This is a genomic window from Halomonas sp. LMYGS-3 (assembly GCF_059509875.1).
In genome coordinates this window covers 154119-178986 of record NZ_JCAKFQ010000008.1, presented here as the reverse complement: position 1 = coordinate 178986, position 24868 = coordinate 154119, and the positions used below count along the sequence as shown (strand labels likewise).

General features: G+C 68.7%; 27 protein-coding genes and 4 tRNA genes. 21 read left to right on the top strand and 10 right to left on the bottom strand.

Annotated features, from left to right (window positions below):
• Positions 1-289: 289 nt before the first annotated feature.
• Both AC5W54_RS10255 and AC5W54_RS10250 read right to left on the bottom strand, forming a co-directional pair.
• Positions 290-595: a cory-CC-star protein gene (locus AC5W54_RS10255; RefSeq protein WP_495961981.1), complete on the bottom strand. Its 306-nt coding sequence runs from the start codon at positions 593-595 to the stop codon at positions 290-292.
• An 18-nt stretch (positions 596-613) separates the two neighbouring features.
• The gene (locus AC5W54_RS10250; RefSeq protein ID WP_495961980.1) at positions 614-2290 is read right to left on the bottom strand and encodes a carbon starvation CstA family protein; all 1677 of its coding nucleotides are present in this window, start codon (positions 2288-2290) and stop codon (positions 614-616) included.
• Between the two features lie 224 nt (positions 2291-2514).
• Between AC5W54_RS10250 and AC5W54_RS10245 the strand changes: the two genes are divergently transcribed.
• The 5 genes from AC5W54_RS10245 (at position 2515) to AC5W54_RS10225 (ending at position 8368) form a co-directional block, all read left to right on the top strand.
• Positions 2515-2799: a hypothetical protein gene (locus tag AC5W54_RS10245; RefSeq protein ID WP_495961979.1), complete on the top strand. Its 285-nt coding sequence runs from the start codon at positions 2515-2517 to the stop codon at positions 2797-2799.
• Positions 2800-2954: 155 nt separating this feature from the next.
• Positions 2955-3326, top strand: a complete 372-nt coding sequence (locus AC5W54_RS10240; protein WP_495961978.1) for a response regulator transcription factor — start codon at positions 2955-2957, stop codon at positions 3324-3326.
• Positions 3326-5392: a 3'-5' exonuclease gene (locus AC5W54_RS10235; RefSeq protein ID WP_495961977.1), complete on the top strand. Its 2067-nt coding sequence runs from the start codon at positions 3326-3328 to the stop codon at positions 5390-5392. The genes AC5W54_RS10240 and AC5W54_RS10235 overlap by 1 nt, the downstream gene beginning before the upstream one ends.
• Positions 5389-5586 carry a hypothetical protein gene (locus AC5W54_RS10230; RefSeq protein ID WP_495961976.1) on the top strand — a complete coding sequence of 66 codons (198 nt, stop codon included), beginning with the start codon at positions 5389-5391 and terminating at the stop codon, positions 5584-5586. Before AC5W54_RS10235 ends, AC5W54_RS10230 begins: the two co-directional genes overlap by 4 nt.
• Before the next feature lie 7 nt (positions 5587-5593).
• Complete coding sequence (locus AC5W54_RS10225) at positions 5594-8368, top strand: ATP-binding protein (protein WP_495961975.1); 2775 nt, start codon at positions 5594-5596, stop codon at positions 8366-8368.
• Here the strand turns inward: AC5W54_RS10225 and AC5W54_RS10220 are convergent.
• The 3 genes from AC5W54_RS10220 to AC5W54_RS10210 all read right to left on the bottom strand — a co-directional run bounded on the left by AC5W54_RS10220 (position 8337) and on the right by AC5W54_RS10210 (position 11253).
• On the bottom strand, positions 8337-9473 hold the full coding sequence (locus tag AC5W54_RS10220) for a DUF294 nucleotidyltransferase-like domain-containing protein (protein ID WP_495961974.1): 1137 nt from the start codon (positions 9471-9473) through the stop codon (positions 8337-8339). The genes AC5W54_RS10225 and AC5W54_RS10220 overlap by 32 nt on opposite strands.
• Positions 9474-9624: 151 nt before the next feature.
• Complete coding sequence (locus tag AC5W54_RS10215) at positions 9625-9936, bottom strand: HlyU family transcriptional regulator (RefSeq protein WP_495961973.1); 312 nt, start codon at positions 9934-9936, stop codon at positions 9625-9627.
• A 96-nt stretch (positions 9937-10032) separates the two neighbouring features.
• Complete coding sequence (locus tag AC5W54_RS10210) at positions 10033-11253, bottom strand: argininosuccinate synthase (protein ID WP_495961972.1); 1221 nt, start codon at positions 11251-11253, stop codon at positions 10033-10035.
• A gap of 215 nt (positions 11254-11468) precedes the next feature.
• Between AC5W54_RS10210 and rnt the strand changes: the two genes are divergently transcribed.
• Positions 11469-12134: a ribonuclease T gene (gene rnt / locus AC5W54_RS10205; protein ID WP_495961971.1), complete on the top strand. Its 666-nt coding sequence runs from the start codon at positions 11469-11471 to the stop codon at positions 12132-12134.
• Between the two features lie 66 nt (positions 12135-12200).
• Here the strand turns inward: rnt and AC5W54_RS10200 are convergent, their stop codons facing one another.
• A complete protein-coding gene (locus AC5W54_RS10200) occupies positions 12201-12551 on the bottom strand; it encodes a Grx4 family monothiol glutaredoxin (protein WP_495961970.1) in 351 nt (116 codons plus the stop codon).
• Positions 12552-12754: 203 nt separating this feature from the next.
• On the opposite strand from AC5W54_RS10200, the gene argF reads away from it, so the two are divergent.
• Together argF and AC5W54_RS10190 are read left to right on the top strand one after the other, a co-directional pair.
• Positions 12755-13675, top strand: a complete 921-nt coding sequence (gene argF, locus AC5W54_RS10195; RefSeq protein WP_495961969.1) for an ornithine carbamoyltransferase — start codon at positions 12755-12757, stop codon at positions 13673-13675.
• A 114-nt stretch (positions 13676-13789) separates the two neighbouring features.
• Positions 13790-14095 carry a hypothetical protein gene (locus tag AC5W54_RS10190; RefSeq protein WP_495961968.1) on the top strand — a complete coding sequence of 102 codons (306 nt, stop codon included), beginning with the start codon at positions 13790-13792 and terminating at the stop codon, positions 14093-14095.
• A 175-nt stretch (positions 14096-14270) separates the two neighbouring features.
• On the opposite strand, the gene AC5W54_RS10185 is transcribed toward AC5W54_RS10190, so the two are convergent.
• Positions 14271-14346 (bottom strand) — tRNA-Ala (locus AC5W54_RS10185).
• Positions 14347-14553: 207 nt separating this feature from the next.
• Here AC5W54_RS10185 and uvrY point away from each other — a divergent pair.
• The 8 genes from uvrY (at position 14554) to nadB (ending at position 20050) form a co-directional block, all read left to right on the top strand.
• Complete coding sequence (gene uvrY, locus AC5W54_RS10180) at positions 14554-15201, top strand: UvrY/SirA/GacA family response regulator transcription factor (protein ID WP_495961967.1); 648 nt, start codon at positions 14554-14556, stop codon at positions 15199-15201.
• A gap of 77 nt (positions 15202-15278) precedes the next feature.
• Positions 15279-17093 (top strand): excinuclease ABC subunit UvrC, encoded by a 1815-nt coding sequence (uvrC, locus tag AC5W54_RS10175; protein ID WP_495961966.1) that lies wholly within the window; start codon positions 15279-15281, stop codon positions 17091-17093.
• 71 nt (positions 17094-17164) lie between these two features.
• On the top strand, positions 17165-17713 hold the full coding sequence (pgsA, locus tag AC5W54_RS10170) for a CDP-diacylglycerol--glycerol-3-phosphate 3-phosphatidyltransferase (protein ID WP_495961965.1): 549 nt from the start codon (positions 17165-17167) through the stop codon (positions 17711-17713).
• 63 nt (positions 17714-17776) lie between these two features.
• Positions 17777-17851: transfer RNA gene (locus tag AC5W54_RS10165), tRNA-Gly, on the top strand.
• A gap of 41 nt (positions 17852-17892) precedes the next feature.
• A tRNA-Cys gene (locus tag AC5W54_RS10160) sits at positions 17893-17966 on the top strand.
• A gap of 33 nt (positions 17967-17999) precedes the next feature.
• A tRNA-Leu gene (locus AC5W54_RS10155) sits at positions 18000-18086 on the top strand.
• Positions 18087-18150: 64 nt separating this feature from the next.
• Positions 18151-18489 carry a hypothetical protein gene (locus tag AC5W54_RS10150; RefSeq protein ID WP_495961964.1) on the top strand — a complete coding sequence of 113 codons (339 nt, stop codon included), beginning with the start codon at positions 18151-18153 and terminating at the stop codon, positions 18487-18489.
• Entirely contained in the window at positions 18470-20050 is a 1581-nt protein-coding gene (nadB, locus tag AC5W54_RS10145; RefSeq protein ID WP_495961963.1) for an L-aspartate oxidase, read from the top strand. Before AC5W54_RS10150 ends, nadB begins: the two co-directional genes overlap by 20 nt.
• Positions 20051-20101: 51 nt before the next feature.
• Here nadB and AC5W54_RS10140 read toward each other — a convergent pair whose 3' ends face one another.
• Positions 20102-20500, bottom strand: coding sequence for a hypothetical protein (locus AC5W54_RS10140; protein WP_495961962.1), 399 nt, complete (start codon positions 20498-20500; stop codon positions 20102-20104).
• Positions 20460-20753: an FAD assembly factor SdhE gene (locus AC5W54_RS10135; protein WP_495961961.1), complete on the bottom strand. Its 294-nt coding sequence runs from the start codon at positions 20751-20753 to the stop codon at positions 20460-20462. Before AC5W54_RS10135 ends, AC5W54_RS10140 begins: the two co-directional genes overlap by 41 nt.
• Positions 20754-20895: 142 nt before the next feature.
• Here AC5W54_RS10135 and AC5W54_RS10130 point away from each other — a divergent pair, with 142 nt between their 5' ends.
• From AC5W54_RS10130 to lapB, 3 genes are all read left to right on the top strand, one after another.
• Positions 20896-21255, top strand: coding sequence for an integration host factor subunit beta (locus AC5W54_RS10130; protein ID WP_495961960.1), 360 nt, complete (start codon positions 20896-20898; stop codon positions 21253-21255).
• Positions 21256-21343: 88 nt separating this feature from the next.
• On the top strand, positions 21344-21649 hold the full coding sequence (locus AC5W54_RS10125; protein ID WP_495961959.1) for a lipopolysaccharide assembly protein LapA domain-containing protein: 306 nt from the start codon (positions 21344-21346) through the stop codon (positions 21647-21649).
• Positions 21650-22831: a lipopolysaccharide assembly protein LapB gene (lapB, locus tag AC5W54_RS10120; RefSeq protein WP_495961958.1), complete on the top strand. Its 1182-nt coding sequence runs from the start codon at positions 21650-21652 to the stop codon at positions 22829-22831. It begins immediately after the preceding gene.
• A 6-nt stretch (positions 22832-22837) separates the two neighbouring features.
• Here the strand turns inward: lapB and pyrF are convergent, their stop codons facing one another.
• Positions 22838-23539, bottom strand: coding sequence for an orotidine-5'-phosphate decarboxylase (gene pyrF / locus AC5W54_RS10115; protein WP_495961957.1), 702 nt, complete (start codon positions 23537-23539; stop codon positions 22838-22840).
• Between the two features lie 226 nt (positions 23540-23765).
• Between pyrF and AC5W54_RS10110 the strand changes: the two genes are divergently transcribed.
• Together AC5W54_RS10110 and AC5W54_RS10105 are read left to right on the top strand one after the other, a co-directional pair.
• Positions 23766-24047, top strand: a complete 282-nt coding sequence (locus AC5W54_RS10110) for a ComEA family DNA-binding protein (protein ID WP_495961956.1) — start codon at positions 23766-23768, stop codon at positions 24045-24047.
• A gap of 212 nt (positions 24048-24259) precedes the next feature.
• Positions 24260-24802 (top strand): FxsA family protein, encoded by a 543-nt coding sequence (locus AC5W54_RS10105; RefSeq protein ID WP_495961955.1) that lies wholly within the window; start codon positions 24260-24262, stop codon positions 24800-24802.
• Positions 24803-24868 lie beyond the last annotated feature (66 nt).

Genomic DNA, 24868 nt, shown 5'->3' with positions numbered 1-24868 from the left:
CCCCCGCTTCGGCCTGTCCCCGGCGCCACGCGTTCGGTGTCCGAAACTTGGCACCGAGGCCCGCCCCTAGGGGGTCAGACCCCAGCCAAGTCACGAAGCCCGTCATGGTGCGCCTTGTGAGCTGATTCGACACCGCCGGGGTCTGACCCCCTAGGGCCTCCCAGCGCTGGCTGGCTATCGCCACAACACTCTCAACGCACTGATTTTTTAATAAACAATCCCGAGACTCCTCAGCATCTGACCGCATAGGGAGCGCCAGCGCCGGCGACCACTACCAGAGTCCCTCGGCTCAGCAACAACGAAAGTGATCCAGGGGCGAGTGCTCCATGCCCATGCGCTTGTGCCAGTCGTGGAAACGCTCCAGCAGCAGCGGCTGCAGCTCCAGGGTGTAGTAGGCGGCCGGGTTGGGCACCCCCATCATCTCGGAGAACACCAGCAGCATGAACAGGTCGTCCTCGTCTCGCCGGGCGCGGGCGATGGCCCCGCGGTAGCGGGCGGAGTAGACCTCCTCCGCGAAGAAGCGGGCCTGGCTCAGCCAGGCCCGAATCCGTTCGAGACGTGGATCATGCCCCTTGTCATGATCGTCGGGCGTCATCGTCTTGCCTCCACCGGTTCACTGCCGCTGCTCGGCCATCTCGGCGCGGGAGCGCTTGAGCGCCGAGGCGCACTCCATGGCCACCAGGATGGCGGCGACCAGCACCACGATGTCAAGGAACAGCAGGAAGTAATTGCCCTGTTCGAAGAAGCTGCGCAGCTGGATCAGCAGCGCGCCGATGGTCATCACCAGCAGGAAGCAGAGCGGCGCCAGGGTGTACCACATGGGACGCCGCAAGCGCACCAGCATCACCGTGACCACCAGCAGGGTCAGGCCGGCCAGCAGCTGGTTGGTGGTGCCGAACAGCGGCCAGATGATCATGCCCCCAGTGCCGTCGGCCCCCCCGGCGCCGAAGGCCAGCAGCAGGCAGCTGCCCACCGCCAGCAGGGTGGCCGGCGCGTTCTTCTTCATCCACGGCTGACTATAGATTTCGCCCCACTCCTGGAAAATGTAGCGCTGAAGGCGCAGGCCGGTATCCATGGTGGTACCGGCGAACAACGCCGCCATCACGGTGAGCAGGGTCGCCGCGGTGGCCTCCGGCAGGCCCAGACCGTTGTGGATGATGAAGGCCCCGCCCTCGACGAAGGCGGTCACGCCGCCGGCACCGAAGGCGGTGTACATCGCCTGCCAGTCGGCGAAGGTGGCGAAGCCGGCGGTGGCGGCCAGGATGGCGGCGAGCGCCAGCATGCCCTCGCCGACGGCGCCGAAGTAGCCGACGAAGCGGGCGTCCGGCTCGCGAGCGAGCTGCTTGGAGGTGGTACCCGAGGAGACCAGGCCGTGGAAGCCGGAGATGGCCCCGCAGGCGATGGTCACGAAGAGCAGGGGCAGCATCGACGGTGTACCGGCCGGTACGTTGTCGTTGATCGCCGGCGCCACCAGGGTCGGGTTGAGGAGCAGAATGGCGCCATAGAGCACGATCAGGCCGATGAACAGCTGCAGGCCGTTGATGTAGTCGCGCGGCTGCAGCAGTACCCAGACCGGCAGCAGCGAGGCGATCGCCGCGTAGCCGAACAGGATCAGGATCCACACCGCGTTGCCGGAAAGCCCGCCTACTTCGGCCGGCATCTGGATCGGCACCGAGGGCCCGATGCCGATCAGCGCATAGAGCGCCACGACGCCGATGATCGAGACCATCGGCAGGCTGAGCAGGCGCCGGTAGATCAATTGGCCGATGACCAGCGCTACCAGGATCGCCCCCCACACCGGGACCACGGCGCTGGAGAAGTTCATCATCAGTCCGGCGATGACCACCGCGAAGACCGCGTTGACCATCAGCAGCACCAGGAAGATGACGATCATGAAGATGCTGCGGGCGCGCTTGCCGACCACGTCGCCGGTCAGGGCCCCGACCGACTTGGCCCGGTTGCGCACGCTGGCCCAGATGGCGCCGAAGTCGTGCACCCCGGCGAAGAAGATGGTGCCGAGCACCACCCAGAGGAAGGCCGGCAGCCAGCCCCAGATCACCGCGATGGCCGGCCCCACGATGGGCGCGGCGCCCGCCACGGAGGTGAAGTGATGCCCCCAGAGCACGAAGCGGTTGGTGGGCACGAAGTCGACGCCATCCTCGAACTCATGGGCGGGCGTCCGGTAATCGGGATCGAGTCGGTAGATCTTCTCGGCGATGAACCGCGAGTAGAAGACATACCCGGCCGCCATCGCGGCAAGGCCCAGGACCAGCAATACGATCGCACTCATCAGGGAACTCCTTGGTAAGGACGTTTTTTCTTCCATACGGCCCGCATGTTAGGCGAGGCCCAGTCGGCAGTGCCTGAACCACTGCCCGGCCAAGAATGGTAATCCCTGATGAATAAGTCCATCCTTGTGCAAGGGATTTACATCAAAAGTCGAAGGGCCAGGCGACCCGGGAAGACGCTAGGCTGGCAACATCGTCACTTCCCGCCCACGGCACGAGACCCGACATGCAAGAACTCCTGCTTCCCCTGGCCATGACGGCCGCCTTCGGCGCCTTCGTCGGCTCGCTGTTCCGCCTCTCGCGCCTGCCCGGCCACCATCGCCCCCTGCTGTTCCCGCTGGTCGGGTTGATCGCCGGCATCACCGCCTTCTTCATCCACTATGTGCTGGTCTCGACCGTGGGGGCGCCCGTCTGGCTGTTGCCGCTGCTGGTGGTGGTGCAGATCTGGCTGTGGCTCGGCCCGCTGGGCCCCCGGTCGCGGAAGCTCGAGAACGGCGACGACCGGCGCTGACCCGCTCGGCCGGACCTTTCCCCCTGCTCCGAAGCCACGCAGGCACGCCGCCCGGCGGGTGTCGCTTCCTGCCAAGGTCGTCTTTGCCGCGGCGTTACCGGCCACTAGACTGATCGGTAACAATGCATACAAGTCCCTTTACGAGGAGAGCGCCCATGGCCAAGGTCCTGGTGGTGGACGACGAACCCAACATCGTCCTGTCGCTGGAGTTCCTGATGCAGCAGGCCGGCTTCGAGGTGGTCACCGCCGAGGACGGCGAGGGAGCCCTGGCCAGGGTGGCCGAGGGGGCCCCCGACCTGGTGCTGCTGGATATCAGCCTGCCGGGGATCAGCGGCTTCGACGTGCTCGAGCGGCTGCGTGCCGACCCGGCCCACGCCCGCCTGCCGATCATCATGCTCACCGCCCACGGCCGCGAGGTCGAGCGCGAGAAGGGCATGGCCCTGGGGGCCGACGACTACATCACCAAACCCTTCTCCACCCAGGCCCTGGTGGAGAAGGTCAAGACGCTGCTCGCCGAGGCCAGCTGATGGCTCGCCGTCTCTCCGGCCTGCCCAAGCGCCAGCGGCTGGTGGGGCTGTGGCTGCTGCTCAGCGGCATCAGCCTGTTCGGCGGCGCCGTGTTCGCCCTCTGGCTCGACGGCCTGTTCCAGCCCCAGGGGTTGGCCCGCTGGGTCCTCTGGCTGGGCTGCTTCTCCGGCGGCGGTACCATCTTCCTCGTCGGCCTGCTGCTCGAGCGCCAGCTGTTCACCCCCCTGCGCCACCTGCAGGTCCAGCTGGCGCGGCTGGTGGCCAACCCCGACGCCCGGGACGACTACCCGCCGGAGGGCTGGTTGCGCGGCCTGGGGCCCGACCTCGTCCGCATCCGCGAGGCCTGGCGGGCGGATCGTAACCGCCTGGCCACCGCCCACGCCGAGGGCGCACGCAGCGCGGCCCGCATCCGTCAGGAGCTCGAGACCCTGCTGCAGGTGCTGGACACCCCGCTGCTGCTCTGCGACCACCACCGCCGCCTGCTGCTCTTCAACCAGGCCGCCGAGACCCTCTTCGAGGGCCACCCCGGGCTGGGGCTCGGCAAGCGACTCGATGCCCTCCTGCCGGTCTCCAGCCTCCAGGATACCCTGGGCCAATTGCCCGACGACGGCTCCCCGCGCGAGATCCTGGTGCCCTGCGACGAACGCTGGCTGTGCGCCATCCTGCGCCGGGTCCCCGGCAGCAACGGCGAGACCCTGCTGACCCTGACCGATACCACCGCCTCCTGGACCAGCGAGATGGGCGCCCGGGCCGAACTGGTCGACACCCTGCCGCTGCTGCGCCGGCACAGCGCCAGCCTGACCAGTGCCGCCGACGCCCTGACCAGCCTGCCCTCCGAAGGCGAGGCGACCGGGCTGCGCGCCCGGCTGGAGGCGGTGATCGAGGAGGAGAGCCAGGCGCTGGGCCGCGACATCGAACGCATGGGCGCCCTGATCGAGGACATGCAGCGCCAGGGCGAGCGGCTGGTCCCGCTGTGGTCCAACGATCTCTGGGATGCCCTCAACGAGTACCACGCCGGCGAGGGACGCCGGGTCGTGCCGGTCGGCATGCCGGCCTGGCTCAAGGGCGATGCCACGGCGCTGCTGGTGCTGCTCGGTTCGGTGCTGGAGCGGCTCGCGCAGCACGCCGGCGACGGCGACATCGAGGGCGAGATCTGCCTCGGCAACAAGCGCGTCTACCTCGACCTGGTGTGGCGCGGCCAGCCGCTGGGCGAACACCAGCTGGCCGACTGGAGCCGCACGACGCTGGAGGCGCTACCGCTCTCGCCCCGGGTGGGCGACGTGCTGCGCCAGCACGACAGCGACGCCTGGAGCCTGGCCGATCCGGACGGCCGGCACGCCCGGCTGCGGCTGCCGCTGCCGGCCACCGAGCGCGTCGGGGCACCGCGCCCGCGCACGCCGCCGCGGCCCGAGTTCCACGACTTCGGCATCGCCGAGCTGCCGCCGCCCGACGCCGAGCTCGCCGGTCGCTCGCTGCGGGCGCTGGAGATCGTCGCCTTCGATACCGAGACCACCGGCCTCGAGCTGCGCCGCGGCGACCGGGTGATCAGCATCGGCGCCTGCCGCGTGGTCAACGCCCGGCTGCTGGCCAGCGACATCTTCGATGTCCGCGTCGATCCGGGCCGCCCGATCCCGCCGGCCAGCACCGCCATCCACGGCCTGACCGACGCCGACGTGGCCGGCGCCCCGCCCCTGCACGTGGCGCTGCCGCGCTTTCGCGACTACATCGGCGAGGCGGTGCTCCTGGCCCACAACGCCGCCTTCGATCTGCTGGCCATCCAACCCCCGGGGGGCGGCATGACCTTCGAGATGCCGGTGCTCGACACCCTGCTGCTGTCGCGCGCGCTCGACGAGGGCCTCGACGGCCACGACCTGGACACCCTGGCCGAACGCTACGGGTTGATGATTCCCCCCGGCGCCCGGCATACCGCCCTGGGTGATGCCCGGGTCACCGCCGAGCTGTGGCTGGCGCTGCTGCCGCGGCTCGAGGCGCGCGGCTTCGATACCCTGGAGCAGGTACTGACGCTGCAGGCCACCGCCTTCGACCGGGAGGACGCCAGCGCATGACGACGCCTCGCCTCAAGGAACGCCTGGTCGCCCTGATCGTGCTGGCGGCCCTGCTCTTCTCGCCGCCGCTGCTGCTGGTGGCGGACCGGCCCGCCGACGCCGGGCTCTCCTGGCTTCCCCTCTACCTGTTCCTCGCCTGGGGGGCGGTGATCGCCCTGGCCGCCTGGCTGATGGAACGGCGCCACGAGGAGTGACGGGGCGATGAGGGGCGACATGGTGGTGCTGGGGGTCGCCTTCGGCTACCTGGCGCTGCTGTTCGTGATCGCCGCCTGGGGCGACCGCCGCGCCGAGCAGGGCCGTTCGCTGATCGGCTCGCCCACCGTCTATGCCCTCTCCATCGCCGTCTACTGCACCGCCTGGACCTTCTATGGCAGCGTCGGCCGAGCCGCCGAGCACGGCCCCAGCTTCCTGCTGATCTACCTGGGCCCGACGCTCGCCATGCTCATGGCCCCCTTCGTGATCCGCAAGATGGTGCGTATCGCCAGCGCCCAGCGCATCACGTCCATTGCCGACTTCATCAGCGCCCGCTACGGCAAGAGCTCGAGCCTCGGCGCCCTGGTGGCGCTGATCGCCCTGATCGGCATCACCCCCTACATCGCCCTGCAGCTCAAGGCCATTACCCTGAGCCACGCGGTGCTGGTCAACTACCCCGAGGCCGCCGCGCTGAGCCTGGCCGAGGAGAGCTTCTGGCACGACAAGTCGTTCTGGGTGGCCCTGGTCCTGGCGGTGTTCATCATCCTCTTCGGCACCCGCCACCTCGACGCCAGCGAACGCCACGAGGGCATGGTGGCGGCCATTGCCTTCGAGTCGCTGGTCAAGCTGGTGGCCTTCCTCTCGGTCGGCGTGTTCACCCTCTTCGTGCTGTTCAACGGTCCCGGCGACCTGTTCGCCCGGGTGGCCGCGGTGCCGGAACTGACCGGCGCGCTGAGCCTCGACGCCGTGCCGGGCGGCGCCGTCGGCTGGGCCGGCATGCTGGTGCTGGCGTTCCTCGCCTTCCTCACCCTGCCCCGCCAGTTCCAGGTGCTGGTGGTCGAGAACGTCGACGAACGGCACCTCAAGCGGGCCAGCTGGCTCTTCCCGCTCTACCTGCTGGCGATCAACGTCTTCGTGATCCCCATCGCCATGGCCGGGTTGCTGGTCGGCGATGCGGGCAGCGACCCGGACAGCTTCGTGCTGACCCTGCCGCTCTCCGCCGGGCTCGACGGGCTGCCGCTGCTGGTCTTCATCGGTGGGCTCTCGGCGGCCACCAGCATGGTGATCGTCGAGACCATCGCGCTCTCCACCATGGTCAGCAACCAGCTGGTGATGCCGCTGCTGCTGCGCTCGCGGCGGCTCCACCTGGGCTCCCGCGGCGAGCTCGCCGGCTGGCTGCTGGGGATCCGCCGCGTGGCCATCGTGCTGATCCTGCTGCTCGGCTACCTCTACCACGCCCTGATCGGTGATTCCTACAGCCTGGTGACCATCGGCCTGGTCTCCTTCGCCGCCGCCACCCAGTTCGCGCCCGCCATGCTGATCGGCATGTACTGGCGCGGCGCCACCCGCAACGGCGCGGCCCTGGGCCTGATCGCCGGCTTCCTGATCTGGGCCTGGACCCTGCTGCTGCCGGGCTTCGCCCTGTCGGGATGGCTCGATGCCGGCTTCATCGACGACGGCCCCTGGGGGCTGTCGTGGCTGCGCCCCTATGCCCTGTTCGGCCTCGCGGGCTGGGATATCTACACCCATTCGCTGCTGTGGAGCATGCTCGCCAACGTGGGGCTGCTCGTCGGGGTGTCGCTCTTCACCCGCCAGGGACCCCTGGAGCAGACCCAGGCGGCACTGTTCGCCGAGGCGATGCACCCGGGGTTGATGGAGACCTCGCTGTGGCACGGCCAGACCACCCGCGGCGAACTGCGCGCCCTGCTCGACCGCTACCTGGGCCTCACCGCCACGGCGCGGGTCTTCGCCCTGCAGGACGAGCACGAAGGCGACGACCAGCCCGCCTCCCCGGCGCTGATCACCCGCGCCGAGCAGGCCCTGGCCGGGGCACTCGGCAGTGCCTCGTCGCGGGTGCTGATCAACTCCCTGGTGCGCGGCGAGGCGCTGGACCTGGAGTCGATCCTCAGCATCCTCGACACCACCTCCGAGACCCTGGAGGTCAACCGCCGCCTGGAGCAGAAGTCACGCGAGCTGGCGCGCATCGGCGAGGAGCTGCGCGCCGCCAACGAGCGGCTGCGCGAGCTCGACCGGCTCAAGGACGAGTTCGTGGCCATGGTCAGCCATGAGCTGCGCACCCCGCTGACCTCGATCCGCGCCTTCGCCGAGATCCTGCGCGACGGCCGCGACCTGCCCGACGAGAAGCGCGAGCACTTCCTCGACGTGGTGGTGCTGGAGAGCCAGCGCCTGTCGCGGCTGATCGAGGAGATCCTCGACCTGGCGCGCCTCGAGAGCGGCCGCCTGACCCTTACCCCGCAACCGCTGGACCTGGTCGCCCTGGCCCGGCACAGCGTGGACGCCGTGCACCGGCTGCAGGAGAACCGCGGCGTGAGCCTCGAGGTCGAGATGGCGCTGGAGACGGCGCCGGTGATCGGCGACCCCGACCGGCTCGAGCAGGTGATCATCAACCTGCTCGACAACGCCGGCAAGTTCGCCGACGACGAGGACCCGCGGGTGCTGTTGCGCCTCGATCGCCACAAGGGGCACTTCCGCCTGGCGGTGGAGGACAACGGCCCCGGCATCGCCGAGGACGAGCGCGAACGTGTGTTCGAGAAGTTCCACCAGATCAAGCGCGGCGGCGGCCAGGTCCGCGGTCGTCCCCGGGGCAGCGGCCTGGGCCTGCCGATCAGCCGCGGCATCGTCGCCCACCTGGGGGGGCGGCTGTGGGTGGAGGAGGCCCCGCAGCTGGGCGGCGCCTGCCTGGTGATGGAGCTCCCGGCCGCACCGCCCGAGGAGCAGGCGGCCGACCGCCCTACCCCGCTGCCCGTCCCCGGGCCCGCCTGATCAGCGAGCGGATCTGCTGGAGGTCGTGGCGCAGCAGCAGGCGCTGGTCCTCGCCGAGGCGGGCGACATCCACCCAGCCATCCACCGGCCGCCCCTCCTGGAGGTTCAAGCGCTGCTCGGCCAGCAGCAGCCCCTGCAGGCGCTCGAGCGCCGAGGTCAAGGCCAGCGCCCGTTCGGCGGTGAGCACCTCCTTCATCACCAGGGCGGTGAGGCGAGCCCGGGTGTCGGGCGGCCGCACGCCGTGGCGCAACGCCAGCAGCCGGACGGCATTGACCAGCGGCAGCACGCCCTGGTGCTTGAGGTTGAGGGCGCGGTCGTGGGGCGCCCCCTCGCGGCTGCCGGCGAGCCGCCCGAAGCGGTCCAGTGCCACCGGCAGTTCGTCGAGCAGCGCGGCCATCTCGTCGAGGAAGAGCGGGGAGCGCGGCATCAGCCGGGCGACGCGGTCGGCCAGCGCTTCGGCCAGGGCCGCCTCGCCGCGCACCGGAAAGAAGTCGAGCAGGATATTGGCCTGCTGGACCCGCTTGACGCGCCGGTCCGCGGTCCAGATCGCCAGTTGCTCCGCCCACTCGGAGAGGCGCTTGCGCCACATCGGCCAGCGCGCCATGACGTGACCGCGGCACAGCGGGATGCCGGCCTCGTCGAGGCGTGCGGTGAAGCGCTCGCCGAGCGCCTGGAAGTAGCCGTCGATCTCGGTGTGCCGGCTGTCGGGGTAGTCGGCGATGATCATGGCGTTGTCCTGGTCCGGCCCGAGCAGGCTCTCGTGACGGGCGGCGGACCCCAGGGTCAGCACGCACCAGGCCGCGGGAGGCGCCCCCCAGCCCTGCCCCTGCATCTCGTTGAGCGAGAGGTCGATGGCGCGCCGGTAGAGCCAGTCGTTGTGGTCGCTGACCAGCTGGCTGATGCGCCAGGCCGGCAGGTCGAGCCGGTCGAGGGCATCGACCAGCTCGGCCTGCCAGTGGTAGGCGGCGGCGAGACTCGGCGCCGGCCCCAGCGAGGTCAGCGCATCGCGCAGTGGCGAGAGGAGCCTCGACAGGGTATCGGGGTCGGGCGGGGCGTCACCGGTGAAGAGGTCCCGCCAGGGCGAGGCGCGATGCAGCAGGCGCATGGAGACTCCGGGTCGGCGTGAACCGTAATTCACGAATACTCGAAGTGTAGCGATCCCCCGGTCCCGGGGCACTTGGGCGAAGGGTTAAGGGGACGGTGCCATTCCGGTCGGGACGGCACCCCGCGGGGGCCGCCGGGGGCGGGTACGAGGATCAGCGAGGTGTGAACATGTCGTCGCCCACCTCGTCGATGAAGCGCTGCGCCTTGCTGATCATCAGCTGGTCGCAGGCCTCGCGGCTGGGCACCATGTCGGAGCGCTCGAAGCGGTGTTCGAGCGGCGCGTCGCCTTGCCCTTCACCGGAGCGGGGCCTGCGGATCCAGCCACTGACGCGGTACTGACCGCCCTGCTCGGCGGGCTCCGAGACGATCTGGTAGCCCTTGTACTCCACCGGCTCGGCACTGGCGGCGCCCTTCGGCCTGTCGTCACCGCCACCGAACAGGCCGGCAAACAGTTTCTTGAGCATATCGCTCTCCTCGAAGCATCGATCGCTGAACGCAATCTCAAGCACTACAACGCCGGCATCAGGCCGGCGTCGCGTGAAGGGCATGCAGGGCCGGGGTCAGTCCTGCTTGCGGCCCTTGCCGGCGGCGATGCGCAGGCGCAGGGCGTTGAGCTTGATGAAGCCCTCGGCGTCCTTCTGGTCGTAGGCGCCGGCATCGTCCTCGAAGGTGGCGATCGACTCGTCGAACAGCGACTGGTCGGACTTGCGGCCGACGACGGTGGCGCTGCCCTTGTAGAGCTTCATGCGCACCACGCCGGAGACGTTCTTCTGGGTCTCGTCGATGGCGGCCTGCAGCATGCGGCGCTCGGGGCTCCACCAGTAGCCGTTGTAGATCACCTTGGCGTACTTGGGCATCAGCTCGTCCTTGAGGTGGGCCTCCTCACGGTCGAGGGTGATCGACTCGATGGCGCGGTGGGCGCGCAGCATGATGGTGCCCCCCGGGGTCTCGTAGCAGCCGCGGGACTTCATGCCCACGTAGCGGTTCTCGACGATGTCGAGACGGCCGATGCCGTTGTCGCCGCCCAGCTGGTTGAGCTTCTCGAGCACCTCGTGGGGGCGCATCGGGACCCCGTCGATGGCGACGATGTCGCCCTTCTCATAGGTCAGCTCGACGTAGGTCGGGGTGTCCGGGGCGGTCTCCGGGGAGACGCTCCAGCGCCACATGTCCTCCTCGGCCTCGGCCCAGGGATCCTCGAGGATGCCGCCCTCGTAGGAGATGTGCAGCAGGTTGGCGTCCATGGAGTACGGCGACTTCTTCTTGCTCGAGGAGAAGTCGACCGGGATGTCGTGCTGCTGGCAGTAGGCCATCAGCTTCTCGCGGGAGGTGAGGTCCCATTCGCGCCACGGGGCGATCACCTTGACGCCGGGCTTGAGCGCGTAGGCGCCCATCTCGAAGCGCACCTGGTCGTTGCCCTTGCCGGTGGCGCCGTGGGAGATGGCGTCGGCGCCGGTCTGGTTGGCGATCTCGATCAGGCGCCTGGCGATCAGCGGGCGGGCGATGGAGGTACCCAGCAGGTACTCGCCCTCGTAGATGGTATTGGCGCGGAACATCGGGTAGACGTAGTCGCGCACGAACTCCTCGCGCAGGTCCTCGATGTAGATCTCCTTGACCCCCAGCGCCTGGGCCTTGGCCCGCGCCGGCTCGACTTCCTCGCCTTGACCGATGTCGGCGGTGAAGGTCACGACCTCACAGTCATAGGTCTCCTGCAACCACTTGACGATGACGGATGTGTCCAGGCCGCCGGAATAGGCGAGAACGACCTTCTTGACATCGGACATTTAGGGGCTCCTGCAGCAAGTGAAAGGGTAATGACGGTGGCGCACGCCATGAATCGCCGATTATAGCGCGGCAACCCGCCAGCGAATACCGGCCGCGGGACTCGGCAGAGGCAAACTGCTAGACTTTCGCGGATTCGACACCGACCGAGACGACATGGCGCTCTGCGGTGAGGATGCATGATCGTGACGAGTCGGAAAGACGCAAGGAGAGGTGCATGAGCGAGGCGATCGCCCGCGAACTGATGGCGCAGCGATTCCGCAGCTTCCTGCCGGTGGTGGTGGACCTGGAAACCGGCGGATTCAATGCCGAACGCGATGCGATACTGGAGATCGCCGCCGTGACCCTGACCATGGACCCGGAGGGCAACCTGATACCCGATGCCACCTACGCCTTTCACGTCAAGCCCTTCCCCGGGGCCAACGTGGAGCAGTCGGCGCTGGACTTCACCGGCATCAAGCTCGACGACCCGCTGCGCCAGCAGGTGGCGCTGACCGAGGCCGAGGCGCTGGGCGAGATCTTCCGTCCGGTGCGCAAGGCGATCAAGGCCCACGGCTGCACCCGGGCGGTGCTGGTGGGGCACAATGCCGCCTTCGACCACGGCTTCCTGAATGCCGCCGTGGCCCGCTGCGGCATCAAGCGCAACCCCTTCCACCCCTTCTCGAGCTTCGACACCGCCTCGCTGGCCGGCCTGATCTACGGCCAGACGGTACTCGCCCGCTCCTGCCGCGCGGCCGGCATCGAGTTCGACAACAACGCCGCCCACTCGGCCCGTTACGATACCGAGCGCACCGCCGAACTGTTCTGCACCATGGTCAACCGCTACAAGGACCTGGGCGGCTGGGCCCTGGCCCAGCGCGAACAGGGTGCCGACGAGGCCTGAACGCCGACACGCAGAAGCCCCCGCCGGCGGGGCCGACGGGGGCTTCTGGCGTACGAGGCGCGAGGGTTATTCGCCCTGGCCGGCCTCGCTGGCTCCGGCGCGGGCAGCGGCCTCCTTGACCAGCTTCTCGAGCTCGCCGTTCTGGTACATCTCGACCACGATGTCGCAGCCGCCGACCAGCTCGCCCTCGACCCACAGCTGGGGGAAGGTCGGCCAGTTGGCCACCTTGGGCAGCTCGGCGCGGATGTCCGGGTTGTCCAGGACGTTGACGAAGGCGAAGCGCTCGCCGCAGGCCATCAGGGCCTGGACGGTCTGGGCGGAGAAACCGCACTGGGGCAGCTGGGGGGTGCCCTTCATGTAGATCAGGATGGGGTTCTCGCTGATCTGACGCTGGATGTTCTCGACGGTAGTGCTCATGGGCCTGTCCTTTCTGAAGCTTGAGTTTCTAAAACCTGGGTATCTGAAACGTGGGTGTCTGGAAGTGGAGGGTGAACCGTCGCACCGGAATACCCGAGTGCGGTCGTCGGCATTGAGGGTGACCCCATTCTACTGATGCCGGGCGCATTGCGCATCCCCCCGGCGCTGGCTAGGATGGTCGTTTTTTCCCGTGGAGCGACCCCATGGCCACCCGCCACTTCCTGACCCTGCTGGACCTCAGCCCGGAAGAGCTGCGCTACCTGATCCAACGCGCCATCTCGATCAAGAACGGCCTGAAGACCCACGGCCCGACCTACACCCCCTTCGCCAACCGCACCCTGGCGATGATCTTCGAGAAGTCGTCGACGCGCACCCGGGTCTCCTTCGAGACCGCCATGGCGCAATTCGGCGGCCATGCGCTGTTCCTGTCGCCCCGTGATACCCAGCTCGGCCGCGGCGAGCCCATCGCCGATACCGCCCGGGTGCTGTCGGAGATGGTCGATGCGGTGATGATCCGCACCTTCTCCCACACCGGCCTCGAGGAGTACGCCGCCGCCAGCAGCGTGCCGGTGATCAATGCCCTGACCGACGACTACCACCCCTGCCAGCTGCTCGCCGACATCACGACCTGGACCGAGCTGCGGGGCGGGGTGAAGGGGCGCACCGCGGTGTGGATCGGCGACGGCAACAACATGTGTCACTCCTGGATCAATGCCGCCCGCCAGTTCGACTTCCAGCTGCGCATCTGCTGTCCGGAAGGCTACGAACCGCGCCAGGACATTCTCGCGGCCGCCGGGGATCGCGTCACCCTCTTCCGCGACCCGCGCGAGGCCGTGGCCGGCGCCGACCTGGTGACCACCGACGTGTGGGCCTCCATGGGGCAGGAAGAGGAGCAGGCCAAGCGCGAGGCGGCCTTCGCCGACCTCCAGGTCACCGAGGCCCTGCTCGACCTGGCCAGGCACGACGTGCTCTTCCTGCACTGCCTGCCGGCCCACCGCGGCGAGGAGATCAGCGCGACCCTGCTCGACGACCCCCGTGCCGTGGTCTGGCAGGAGGCCGGCAACCGACTGCATGCCCAGAAGGCCCTGCTGGAGTTCCTGCTGCTCGGTCGCGTGGAAGGCTAGACGGCCCACCGCCCGGATAGCCTGCGACTTTGGTCGCACTTAGACTTTCGTGGTATAGTGCGCTGCAGCACACTCTAGCCATGGCTAGCCATAGATAGATAGGGGATGCAGCGCATGACACCCGACACCCTCGCCACGGCCGGCATGCAGCGCAGCCTGCGCCAGTGCCTGTCGAACATGGCCGCCCTGCTCTACCACCACGGCCACGTCCTCGAAGCGGTCACGATTCCCCATCGCGGCCTCGACCGCCACGCGATGCGGGAACTGCATGCCGCCTCCGGCGACTGGACCACCTGCCAGCGCGTCCTCGAGCGCAGCGAGGCCGCCGCCTACAACGAGCACGACCGCTTCGTGCTCACCGCCCTGGGCCGCGAGCTGCTGTTCGACATGTTCGGCGAAGGCGCCGCCGACTGCGCCTGACCCGCTTCGGCCCTCCGTGTCATCCCCTCGACGGCGCCGCTCTTCAACCTGGGCCACGCCATCTCTCTCGCACCCCGCTCTCCCCGAAGCCCGCGGAGACTTCGGCCGTGCGGCACCCGCATACGAAAAAGCCGCCTGAAGCGATGCTTCAAGCGGCTGATTCTTCTAAACTTGTTGGTGGAGCCTAGCGGGATCGAACCGCTGACCTCAACACTGCCAGTGTTGCGCTCTCCCAGCTGAGCTAAGGCCCCACGCTGTCTCGCCGTGCGAGAACGAGGCATAGCTTACGCATGGCCGAAGGCCGGGTCAAGCCCCGGCCGGAAGAAACAAGAAACGAGAATACTTCCCAGCATGAGCCAATTCCACTTAGGATCGAGTTGTGTCACTCTAGCCTCCATCGCGGACGTCACCCCGTCGTCCTAGCCGATGATCCGCCATTTTGCTCAGGAGTCGCTGCCTTGATCCGGGTTCTCGTTGCTGATGATCACCACCTGGTAAGGACCAGCATTGCCCACCTGCTGAATGCCGAGGAGGACATCAGCGTGGTCGGCGAAGCCGTCGACGGGGAGGATGCCATCGCCCAGGCACGCAGCCTGCGCCCGGACGTCGTGCTGATGGACATCCGCATGCCCGGTATCGGCGGCCTCGAGGCCACTCGGAAGATCACCCGCGGCCTGGACGACATCCGGGTGCTGGTACTCACCGCCTTCCTCGAGGAAACCTTCGCCCAGCGACTGCTGGAGGCCGGCGCCCACGGCTTCATCAGCAAGGGCTCGCAGCACGACGAGATGGTCGGTGCCATCCGCAGCGTCTTCGCCGGGCAGCGCTACGTCAGCCCCGAGATCGCACAGCGCCTGGTGCTGTCGCGGATCGATGCCCAGGAGAACCCCTTCGACCAGCTCTCGCAGCGGGAGCTGCAGGTGGCGATGATGATCGTCAACTGCCAGAAGGTGGCCGACATCTCCGACCGGCTCTTCCTCAGCCCCAAGACGGTCAATACCTACCGCTACCGGATCTTCGAGAAGCTCGGCGTCCACTCCGACGTGGAGCTGACCCACCTGGGACTGCGTCACGGCCTGGTGGACGGTTACGCCAGCATCGATTGACCCGTCCACGCAGTGCGCCCGGAACCCGCGCAATCTGCTAGGATGGCAGTCCCGTCGTCCCGGCCTGTCATTCGTCCATGAGCTTCGACCACCGACACTTCCTCGATACCGTCAGCGAGTCTCCCGGCGTCTACCGCATGCTCGACGACCAGGGCGAGACCCTCTACGTGGGCAAGGCCCGGCGGCTCAAGGCGAGGCTGGCGAGTTACTTCCGCGGCGCGCTGAACACCAAGACCCAGGCACTGGTCGGCCGCATCGCCGACATCCAGGTCACGGTGACCAACAGCGAGACCGAAGCGCTGCTGCTCGAGCAGACCCTGATCAAGGAGCTGCGCCCGCCCTACAATATCCTGCTGCGCGACGACAAGTCCTACCCCTTCGTCTTCGTCACCGACCGCCACCCCTTCCCGGCACTGGAGTACAAGCGCGCCCGCACCCGGCGTGACGATGGCCGCTACCTGGGGCCCTACCCCAGCAGTGGTGCCGTGCGCGAGAGCCTGTCGCTGATGCAGAAGATCTTCCGCATCCGCAACTGCGAGGACAGCGTCTTCGCCCACCGCACCCGCCCCTGCCTGCAGTACCAGATCCAGCGCTGCAGTGCGCCCTGCGTGGGCTACATCAGCGAAGCCGACTATCGGCGCGATCTCGAGCATGCGGTGCAGTGCCTCGAGGGCAAGAGCGAGCAGGTCACCCGGGAACTGACCCGCGACATGGAGGCCGCCAGCCGCGACCTGGACTTCGAGGAGGCGGCCCGGCTGCGCGACCAGATCCAGCACCTGCGCCAACTCCAGCAGCGCCAGTTCGTCGACACCGGCGGTGGCGACGCCGATGTGTTCGCCCTGGCGAGCCGCCCCGGGGCGCTGTGCATCTCGGTGTTGACGGTCCGCCAGGGGCGGCTGCTCGGCGCCCGCCACCACGCGCCGGCCAATGGGCTCGACCTGGGCCCCGAGGCCCTGCTCGGCGATTTCGTCAGCCAGTTCTACCTCGGCCAGGCTCGCGAGATCCCCCAGGAGGTGATCACCAGCCACCGGGTGCCGGATGCCGACCTGATCGCCCGGGCGCTGAGCGAACGCGCCGGTCGCCGCATCCGCCTTACCGATCAGGTACGCGGCCATCGCGCCCAGTGGCGGGAACTCGCCAGGACCAATGCCGAGCAGCAGCTGGCCAGCCAGCTCGCCGGCCAGGCCCAGCTGTCGCATCGCTTCGAGGCACTGCGCGCGGCCCTGCGTCTCGAGACGGCGCCGCGCCGCCTGGAGTGCTATGACATCAGCCACAGCCACGGCGAGGCGACGGTGGCCTCCTGCGTGGTGTTCGACGAGAATGGGCCGCGCAAGTCCGACTACCGCCGTTTCAACATCGAGGGCGTGGCCGCCGGCGACGACTACGCCGCCATGCGCCAGGCCCTGACTCGTCGCTTCCGGCGGCTCAAGGAGGGCGAGGGCGCACGCCCGGACGTGCTGATCGTCGACGGCGGCAAGGGCCAGCTCAACATGGCGCGCGAGGTATTCGCCGAGCTCGGCGTGGAGGGCGTGATGCTGCTCGGGGTGGCCAAGGGCACCACCCGCAAGGCGGGCCTCGAGACGCTGTTCATCGAGACCGTCGACCGCACCCTCGACCTCGACGGCGCCTCCCCCGCCCTGCACCTGATCCAGCACATCCGCGACGAGTCGCACCGCTTCGCCATCGCCGGTCATCGAGCGCGGCGCGACAAGGCCCGTCGCACCTCGACCCTGCAGGAGATTCCCGGGGTGGGGCCACGCCGCCGGCGCGAACTGCTGCGCTTCTTCGGCGGCCTGCAGGGCGTGAAGCAGGCGAGCCGCGAGGAGCTGGCCCGGGTCCCGGGCATCAGCGCCACCCTCGCCGAGGCGATTCATCGTGCCCTGCATGGATGACGGCGCCCAAGCTGGATAGAATGAGGAGCCTCTTGGCCCCTCCCCCTCCCCGGCAAGGACTGCATCACGCGATGAACATACCCAACCTTCTGACCCTGGCTCGTATTCTCTTCATCCCGCTGCTGGTGCTGCTGTTCTACCTGCCCTTCGCCTGGAGCATGCCGCTGGCGGCGGCCCTCTTCGCCCTGGCCTCGGTCACCGACTGGCTCGATGGTTACCTCGCCCGCCGCTGGGACCAGTCGACCCCCTTCGGTGCCTTTCTCGATCCGGTGGCCGACAAGCTGATGGTGGCGGTGGCCCTGGCCCTGCTGATCGAGCGCTACGAGGCGATCTGGCTGACCCTGCCGGCGCTGGTGATCATCGGCCGCGAGATCGTCATCTCCGCACTGCGCGAGTGGATGGCCGAGATGGGCAAACGCGGCCAGGTCGCCGTGTCGTGGATCGGCAAGGTCAAGACCGGCCTGCAGATGACCTCCCTGCTGATGCTGCTGGCCTTTCCTCCCGGCTCGCTGCTGGCCGATCTCGGCGTCGCCACCCTCTACGTGGCCGCCATCCTGACCTTCTGGTCGATGGCCCTCTACCTGCGCGCCGCCTGGCCTCACCTGAGCCGGTCGATGTAGTCGGCGACCGCGAAAAGCGTTTGACAGTCACCGACTTATCCGTATAATTCGCTCTCGAGTCGAGCGGGAATAGCTCAGTGGTAGAGCATCGCCTTGCCAAGGCGAGGGTCGCGAGTTCGAATCTCGTTTCCCGCTCCATTCTCTCCGTCGAAGCTTCTCGACAGGGAACGGCTCGATGAGGCTGGATGGCAGAGTGGTTATGCAGCGGACTGCAACTCCGTGTACGCCGGTTCGATTCCGACTCCAGCCTCCACTTTCCCCCGATCTTCTCGCTCGACACCGTGCCGCCCGGATGGCGAAATTGGTAGACGCAAGGGATTTAAAATCCCTCGGTGGCAACACCGTGCCGGTTCGAGCCCGGCTCCGGGCACCAGCCTACTGACCTGACCTTGAATCTGGATCCTTCCGCTTCCAGCCTACGGACGGGACATCGCCCCATGAGCCTGCCGCGTTTGCGCGACCCCCATGTCAACTCTCGGCACCGGCGAAAGCCGCACGTGCCGCCGGTGATCGGCGCCAACATCATCTCCCCGCAGCGCCGCATGCGCTCGACCATCGCGCTGCTGCTCGAGACCCACTGGACGACCCGCGCCGGACATGATCGTATCGATGCCATGACCGGGCTGCGCGATGAGCAGCATCAGCTGGCCCGGGAGCTGGGCAGCCTGGACCGGCTACCCAGCAAGCGGCGGCGCGGTGCCTCGCACCGCGTCGGCAGCGCCAAGGGACCCGCCCTGCTCGACAAAGGAAAGCGAGATGACCGACGGCAAGCATGACGTACTGATCATCGGCGGTGGCGTCGCCGGCCTGGTCCTGGCCCTGGAGATCGCCGACCGGCGCCGGGTTACCCTGCTGCGCCCGGCCAGCGACGACCAGGGCGCCAGTCGCTGGGCCCAGGGCGGCATCGCCGCCGTGCTCTCGCCGCTGGACGATTTCGACGCCCACGTCGCCGACACCCTGGTGGCCGGCGACGGCCTGTGCGACGAGCGCGCCGTGCGCTTCACCGTGGAACAGGGCCCGGCGGCCATCGAGTGGCTGCTGTCGCTGGGCGTGCCCTTCACCCCCGACCCCAGCCCCGAGGCGACCTACCCCTACCACCTGACTCGCGAAGGCGGGCACGGGGCCCGGCGCATCATCCACGCCGACGACGCCACCGGCCGCGCCGTGGTCGACACCCTGATGGGCCACGCCCTGTCACACCCGGCCATCACCCTGCGCGACGACCTCACCGCCCTCGAGCTGATCGGCGACACCGCCGGCCACTGCCGGGGAGTCCGCTGCCTCGACGCCCGGGGGCAGCGGCACGACCTGCTGGCCGAGGACACCGTGCTCGCCACCGGCGGCGCCAGCGGGCTCTACCGCCACACCACCAGCCCCCGCCCCGCCAGCGGCGAGGGCATGATGATGGCCGCCGAGCTCGGCGCCGAGCTGATGAACCTGGAGTTCCAGCAGTTTCACCCGACCTGCCTCTACGACCCGGACGGCCCGCCCTTCCTGATCAGCGAGGCGGTACGCGGCGAAGGCGGCCTGTTGCTCAACGTCGCGGGCGAGCGCTTCATGCCGGCGCTCGATCCGCGCGCCGAACTGGCGCCACGCGACATCGTCGCCCGGGCCATCGACGCCGAGATGCAGCACACCGGCAGCGACCACGTCCTCCTCGATATCCGCCACCTGGGCGAGGCCGCGATCCGCCACCACTTCCCCACCATCCATGCCCATTGCGCGAACCGCGGGCTCGATATCGCCCGCGCGCCGATCCCGGTGGTACCGGCCGCCCACTACAGCTGCGGCGGGGTCGCCACCGACCTCAACGGCGCCACCACGGTGCCGCGCCTGTACGCCATCGGCGAGGTCGCCTGCACCGGCCTGCACGGGGCCAACCGCATGGCCAGCAACTCGTTGCTGGAGTGCCTGGTATTCGCCCGCGGCTGCGCCCGACGGCTGCAACGGGCCGCCCCGATCTCGACGGCCCCCCTGCGGCCCGGGCCCCAGGGCAGCGAACGGCTGGACGCCGAGACGATCGCCGAGGCGTTCGAGCGGATGCGTGGCGCGATGAGCGCCAGGGTTGCGATCGTGCGCCACGATGCCGGCCTCGCCGAGGTCGCCGACGAGCTGGCTCGCCTCCACGCCGACTTGGCGCCGCGAGTACGCCGAGCGGCGGCGGACACCGAGCTGGCGAGCCTGTGGCATGCGCTGCGCCTGGCACGACTCACCGTGACCTGTGCCCGGGCGCGCCGTGAGTCCCGCGGCCTGCACTACAACCCCGATTGCCCGCTCCATGCCGACCCCGCGCCGCAGCCCTCGAGAATCCGCTGGAGCGATCTCGACGGGGCGTGATGGCGCAACCGAGGGGCAAGGCGCGCCCCATCCGGCACTCGAGACGGGGCGTCAGGGCAGGGCGACCAGTTCGCGCCGGAGTGCGCGCAGCGAGGCGGGATCGCTGCTGTCGGGCCAGAGCCAGAACCGACGACCGTCGAGCCGCAGGCCGATCAACCAGGGCCCCAGGTAGTCGCACCGCAGGGCGACCGGCCGCCAGGCCGCCGTGGCGCGCTCTCGCCAGCACCAGCTCGCCTCCCCGCCGTCCCGCGGCGACCCGCGAAGCTCCCCCCTCGCCCGGCGGCGCGCCGCCAGGACCAGCACACCGGTCAGGGACACGATGGCGAGCGAGGCGACCCAGGCCGGCGAGTACCCCACCACCAGCCCCATCGCAGCCAGGGCCGGCAGCAGTTGGGCGACCAGGCCCAGCCTAGACGGGACGATGCGCAGCACTATCGGGGTGTTCGGCATGCTCGACGATCATCTGCACGATACGCCGGCGCACCGGCTCCTCCGGCCACTCGCGGCGCATCAACCAGGCGAAGAGATCCTGGTCCTCCTCGTCGATCAGCGACCGGTAGGCGGCCTGATCCGCCTCATCGAGGGCGTCATAGCGCTGCTCGAGGAAGGGAATCAACAGCAGGTCCAGCTCCCACATGCCACGGCGGGAATGCCAGTAGAGTCGCTTGCGCAGGGCTGCGTCCGTGGACGATTGTTCGCTCAACGTCGACCTCGACAGTGCGGATGAATGTGGCGCCAGTATACCCGAGGCCCCTCGGCACGGCAGCATGCACCGCCCCGCGCCAGGCCCCTCCAGCCCTCTATAGTCGTAGTTCGTTGTTTTTTCACGACTTGCACAGTATGCTTTGAAAAAACAACGACGCCGGGAACAGAAAGGCCCCCAGGCACGAACGCATGGAGTAGAGCCGATGACCAAGTCAGAGTTGATCGAGCAGATTGCGATGCGGCAGCCCGAGCTGTCGATCAAGGAAGTCGAAGCGGCGGTGCGGCTGATCCTCGACGATATCACCGACACCCTGGCCGAGGGGGGGCGCGTGGAGATCCGGGGCTTCGGCAGCTTCTCGCTGCACTACCGCGAGCCCCGCGTCGGCCGCAATCCCAAGACCGGCGAACCGGTCGCATTGAGCGGCAAGTTCGTGCCACACTTCAAGCCCGGCAAGGAGCTGCGCGAGCAGGTCGACGCCAGCCGCGCCCTCGGCTACTGAGCGCCTCCCCACCGGATTCCACGCTTCGACTTTCCATACCATACCGACATACGATGCCATACCGACATACATCACAGGGGACGAACCCATGCGTTGGCTCAAAGGCCTGATCCTGGCCATCATCCTGCTGGCGGTGCTGCTGGTCGGCATCCTGTTCGCCGTCAACAACCAGCAGGCGCTCCCGCTCAACCTGATCTGGATCGAGCTTCCCGCCGCCTCGCTGTCGGTATGGTTGCTGGCCGCCCTGGCCTGCGGCGTGCTGCTGGGCATGCTGGCCATGAGTGGCGTCTACCTGCGCCTGCGCACCCTGCTGACCCGCGCCCAGCGCCACAACCAGCAGCAGCGCAAGGAGCTCGACCGCCTGCGCATCCAGGAGATGAAGGAACTCCCCTAAATGCCCGATGTTCTGCTGCTGGCCCTGTTGTTGGCAGCGGTGGCCATCGGTTGGTGGCTAGGCCGCCGCGAACGCAGAAACTCCCACGATCCCGCGCCGTCGACGTCCCTCGCGCGGGATTATTTCGTGGGCCTCAACTATCTGCTCAATGACCAGCAGGACCGGGCCATCGAGACCTTCGTGGCTGCCCTGGAGGTCAACAGCGAAACCATCGAGACCCACATCACCCTCGGCAACCTGTTCCGCAGCCGTGGCGAAGCCGACCGCGCGGTGAAGATCCACCAGAACCTGCTCGCCCGCCCGACCCTCACCGCCGTCCAGGGCGACCGGGTGCAGCTCGAGCTGTCACGCGACTTCCTCAAGCTGGGCCTGCTCGACCGCGCCGAGCGGTTGCTTCACGGCCTGGTGCGCGACACCCAGGACGAGGAGATCCGCCAGTCGGCCAAGCGGCTGCTGGTCGACCTGCTGGAGCGTGAGGGAGAATGGAAGGCGGCGCTGGACGTGGCCCTGCCCCAGCTGGTGCGCCAGCACGACGACATCCGCCGGGCCGCCGCCCACTGGCTCTGCGAGCTGGCCGAGCAGGAGCGGCACTCCTCCAGCCCGGCGCTGGCCCGGCGCCACCTGCGCCAGGCGCTGGCGATCGACGAGCGCTGCGTGCGTGCCAACCTGCTGCTGGCCGGAATGGAGCACGATACCGGCCACTACAAGCAGGAGATCCGTATCCTGAGGCGTATCCCCGACCAGGATCCGGCCTTCGCCCCCACCATCCTCGAGCCCGTGAGTCGGGCCTATCGCCTGCTCGACGACGAAGCGGGCCTGATCCAATGCCTCGAAGGCCTGCTCGAACGCGCCCCCTACACCAGCGTGATCATCCTGCTCGCCGAGACGCTTCGCCAGCGCGAGGGCCTGCAGGCCGCCATCGACCTGGTCGGCGAGCAACTCAACCGGGAGCCGAGCCTGGGGGCGGTGGACTACCTGATGGACCTCTACCGGCATGACGGCCAGGGCGAACCCGCCGAGCGCATCCTGCTGCTCAAGCGCCATACGCATACCCTGCTCAAGGCCCTCCCCCGGCACCGCTGCCGACGCTGCGGCTTCGCCGGCGAGCAGTTGCACTGGCAGTGCCCCAGCTGTCGCAGCTGGGGCACCACCAAGCCGATCACCGGCATCGAGGGCGAGTAGCAGCGCTCACTCCCCGGCCAGCTCCGCCTCGATGGCGGCCAGCGCCGCCATGGGATCGTCCGCCTGGGTCACCGGCCGTCCCACCACCAGATGGGTGCTGCCGGCCGCCATGGCCGCGCTCGGGGACATGATGCGCCGCTGATCGCCGGCGGCCGCGAAGCTCGGGCGGATGCCCGGCGTCACCTTGAGGAAGTCGTCGCCGCACAGCGTACGCAGCCGCGCCGACTCCCGGGCCGAGCAGACCACGCCGGCCATGCCGCTGTCGCGGGCCAGCACCGCCAGGCGCTCGACCTGCTCGGCGGGACTCGCCGCGACCCCCACCTCGGCCAGGTCCCCGGCCTCCATGCTGGTCAGCACCGTTACCGCGATCAGGTGGGTCGCCAGGCCATGCCGGTCGAGCCGCTCCCGGGCGGCCTCCATCATGCGCCGCCCGCCGCCGGCATGGACATTGACCATCCAGGCCCCCTGCTCGGCGGCGGCCTGCACGGCACCGGCCACGGTATTGGGGATGTCATGAAACTTGAGGTCCAGGAACACCTCGAATCCGCGCCCGTGCAGCGCTTCCACAACATCGGGGCCGCTGCGGGTGAACAACTCCTTGCCCACCTTGACCCGACAACGCGCGGGGTCCAGGCGATCTGCCATGCACAGGGCGGCATCGAGGGAGGCATAGTCGAGGGCGATGATCAGCGGCGAATCGGTGGACACGGGCCGGTCTCCAGGGCTGGTGGAAGAGGTTAAGGGAAGCAAGAGGTGCCGCCCAGTATATCAGCCCTGGCCGACAGACGATGTCGGCGATCGCCTGCAAGTACCGTGGCAACTTTCCGACAACGATTGGCGACGATGGCCGACCCCGCCGACGGGCAGCGCGCACTAGCTTGAAGAGGCACCCGCGGGGTGTCGACCAAACCAAGGAACCGAAGGGAGAATCAACATGACGCAATGGACCAGAGGGATTGTCGCCGCGATGCTGCTGGGGCTGCTGCTGGGCCTGCCCCCCATGGCGGTACTGGCCCAGGAGGTGGCCCCCATCAACGTCAACACCGCCGACGTCGAGCTGCTCACCGAGCTCCCGGGGGTCGGCCCCAGCCGGGCGGAAGCCATCATCGAGTACCGCGAGGCGAACGGCGCCTTCGAGAGCGCCGACGACCTGGTGAACGTCGCCGGCATCGGCGAGAACACCGTCGAGGGGCTGCGGGATCAGGTGGAGTTCTGACCCTGCCGGAACGCCGGGCGGGTCACCGATGGCCCGCCCTCACCGACAACGCCTCATCGGCCACGTTGACCACGAAACCGCGCGACTCGACGCCGACCCCGTGAAGGCTGGACATCCCTCTTTCGATGAAGTGTCTGCCGCTCGCCCCTCCGCCGCTTGATTTTTCCCCCACCGCCCCCATCCTCTTCGCAACTGTCATCCGCGGAGCCGTCATGCCTTTTCTGCTCGCCTTCACTCTCTTCGCCCTGCTCGATTTCGTCATCCTGTTCTCCGTCGGCAGCCAGATCGGCCTGCTGACGACCCTGGCCCTGGTGCTGGCCACCGGTTTCATCGGCCTGCACCTGATACGTCGCGAGGGTGTCGCGACCTTCGCCCGCGCCCAGGAGCGCCTGGCCCGTGGCGAGGTGCCCTCCGGCGAACTGCTCACCGGTGCCGCGTTGATCTTCGGTGGTGCCCTGCTGATGGCACCGGGCTTCCTCTCCGACACCCTGGGCTTCATCTGCCTGGTGCCGGATGCCCGCCGCCTGCTAGGCAAGGCGTTGGCCGGGCTCGGCCTGCGCGTCGGGGTCTTGAAGACCGAAGGCGTGCACGTCAATGCCGCCGGGCACTCCCCGGGCCAGGGTGCCGATACCGACTGGCAGCGGGCCGGGCGCGGTGGGGACGCCTCCCGGCAAGAGCAGGAATCTTCTCGTCGCGGCTCCCACGAGGCGCCGCTGGAGGGTGACTTCATCAGCCGTGACGAGCGGCGCCGCTGAGCAGGAGCCGGGCGTGAATTTTTTTTCTTCGGCGCCCTTGAAAGCCCCTCCCCAGCCCCCACTTCT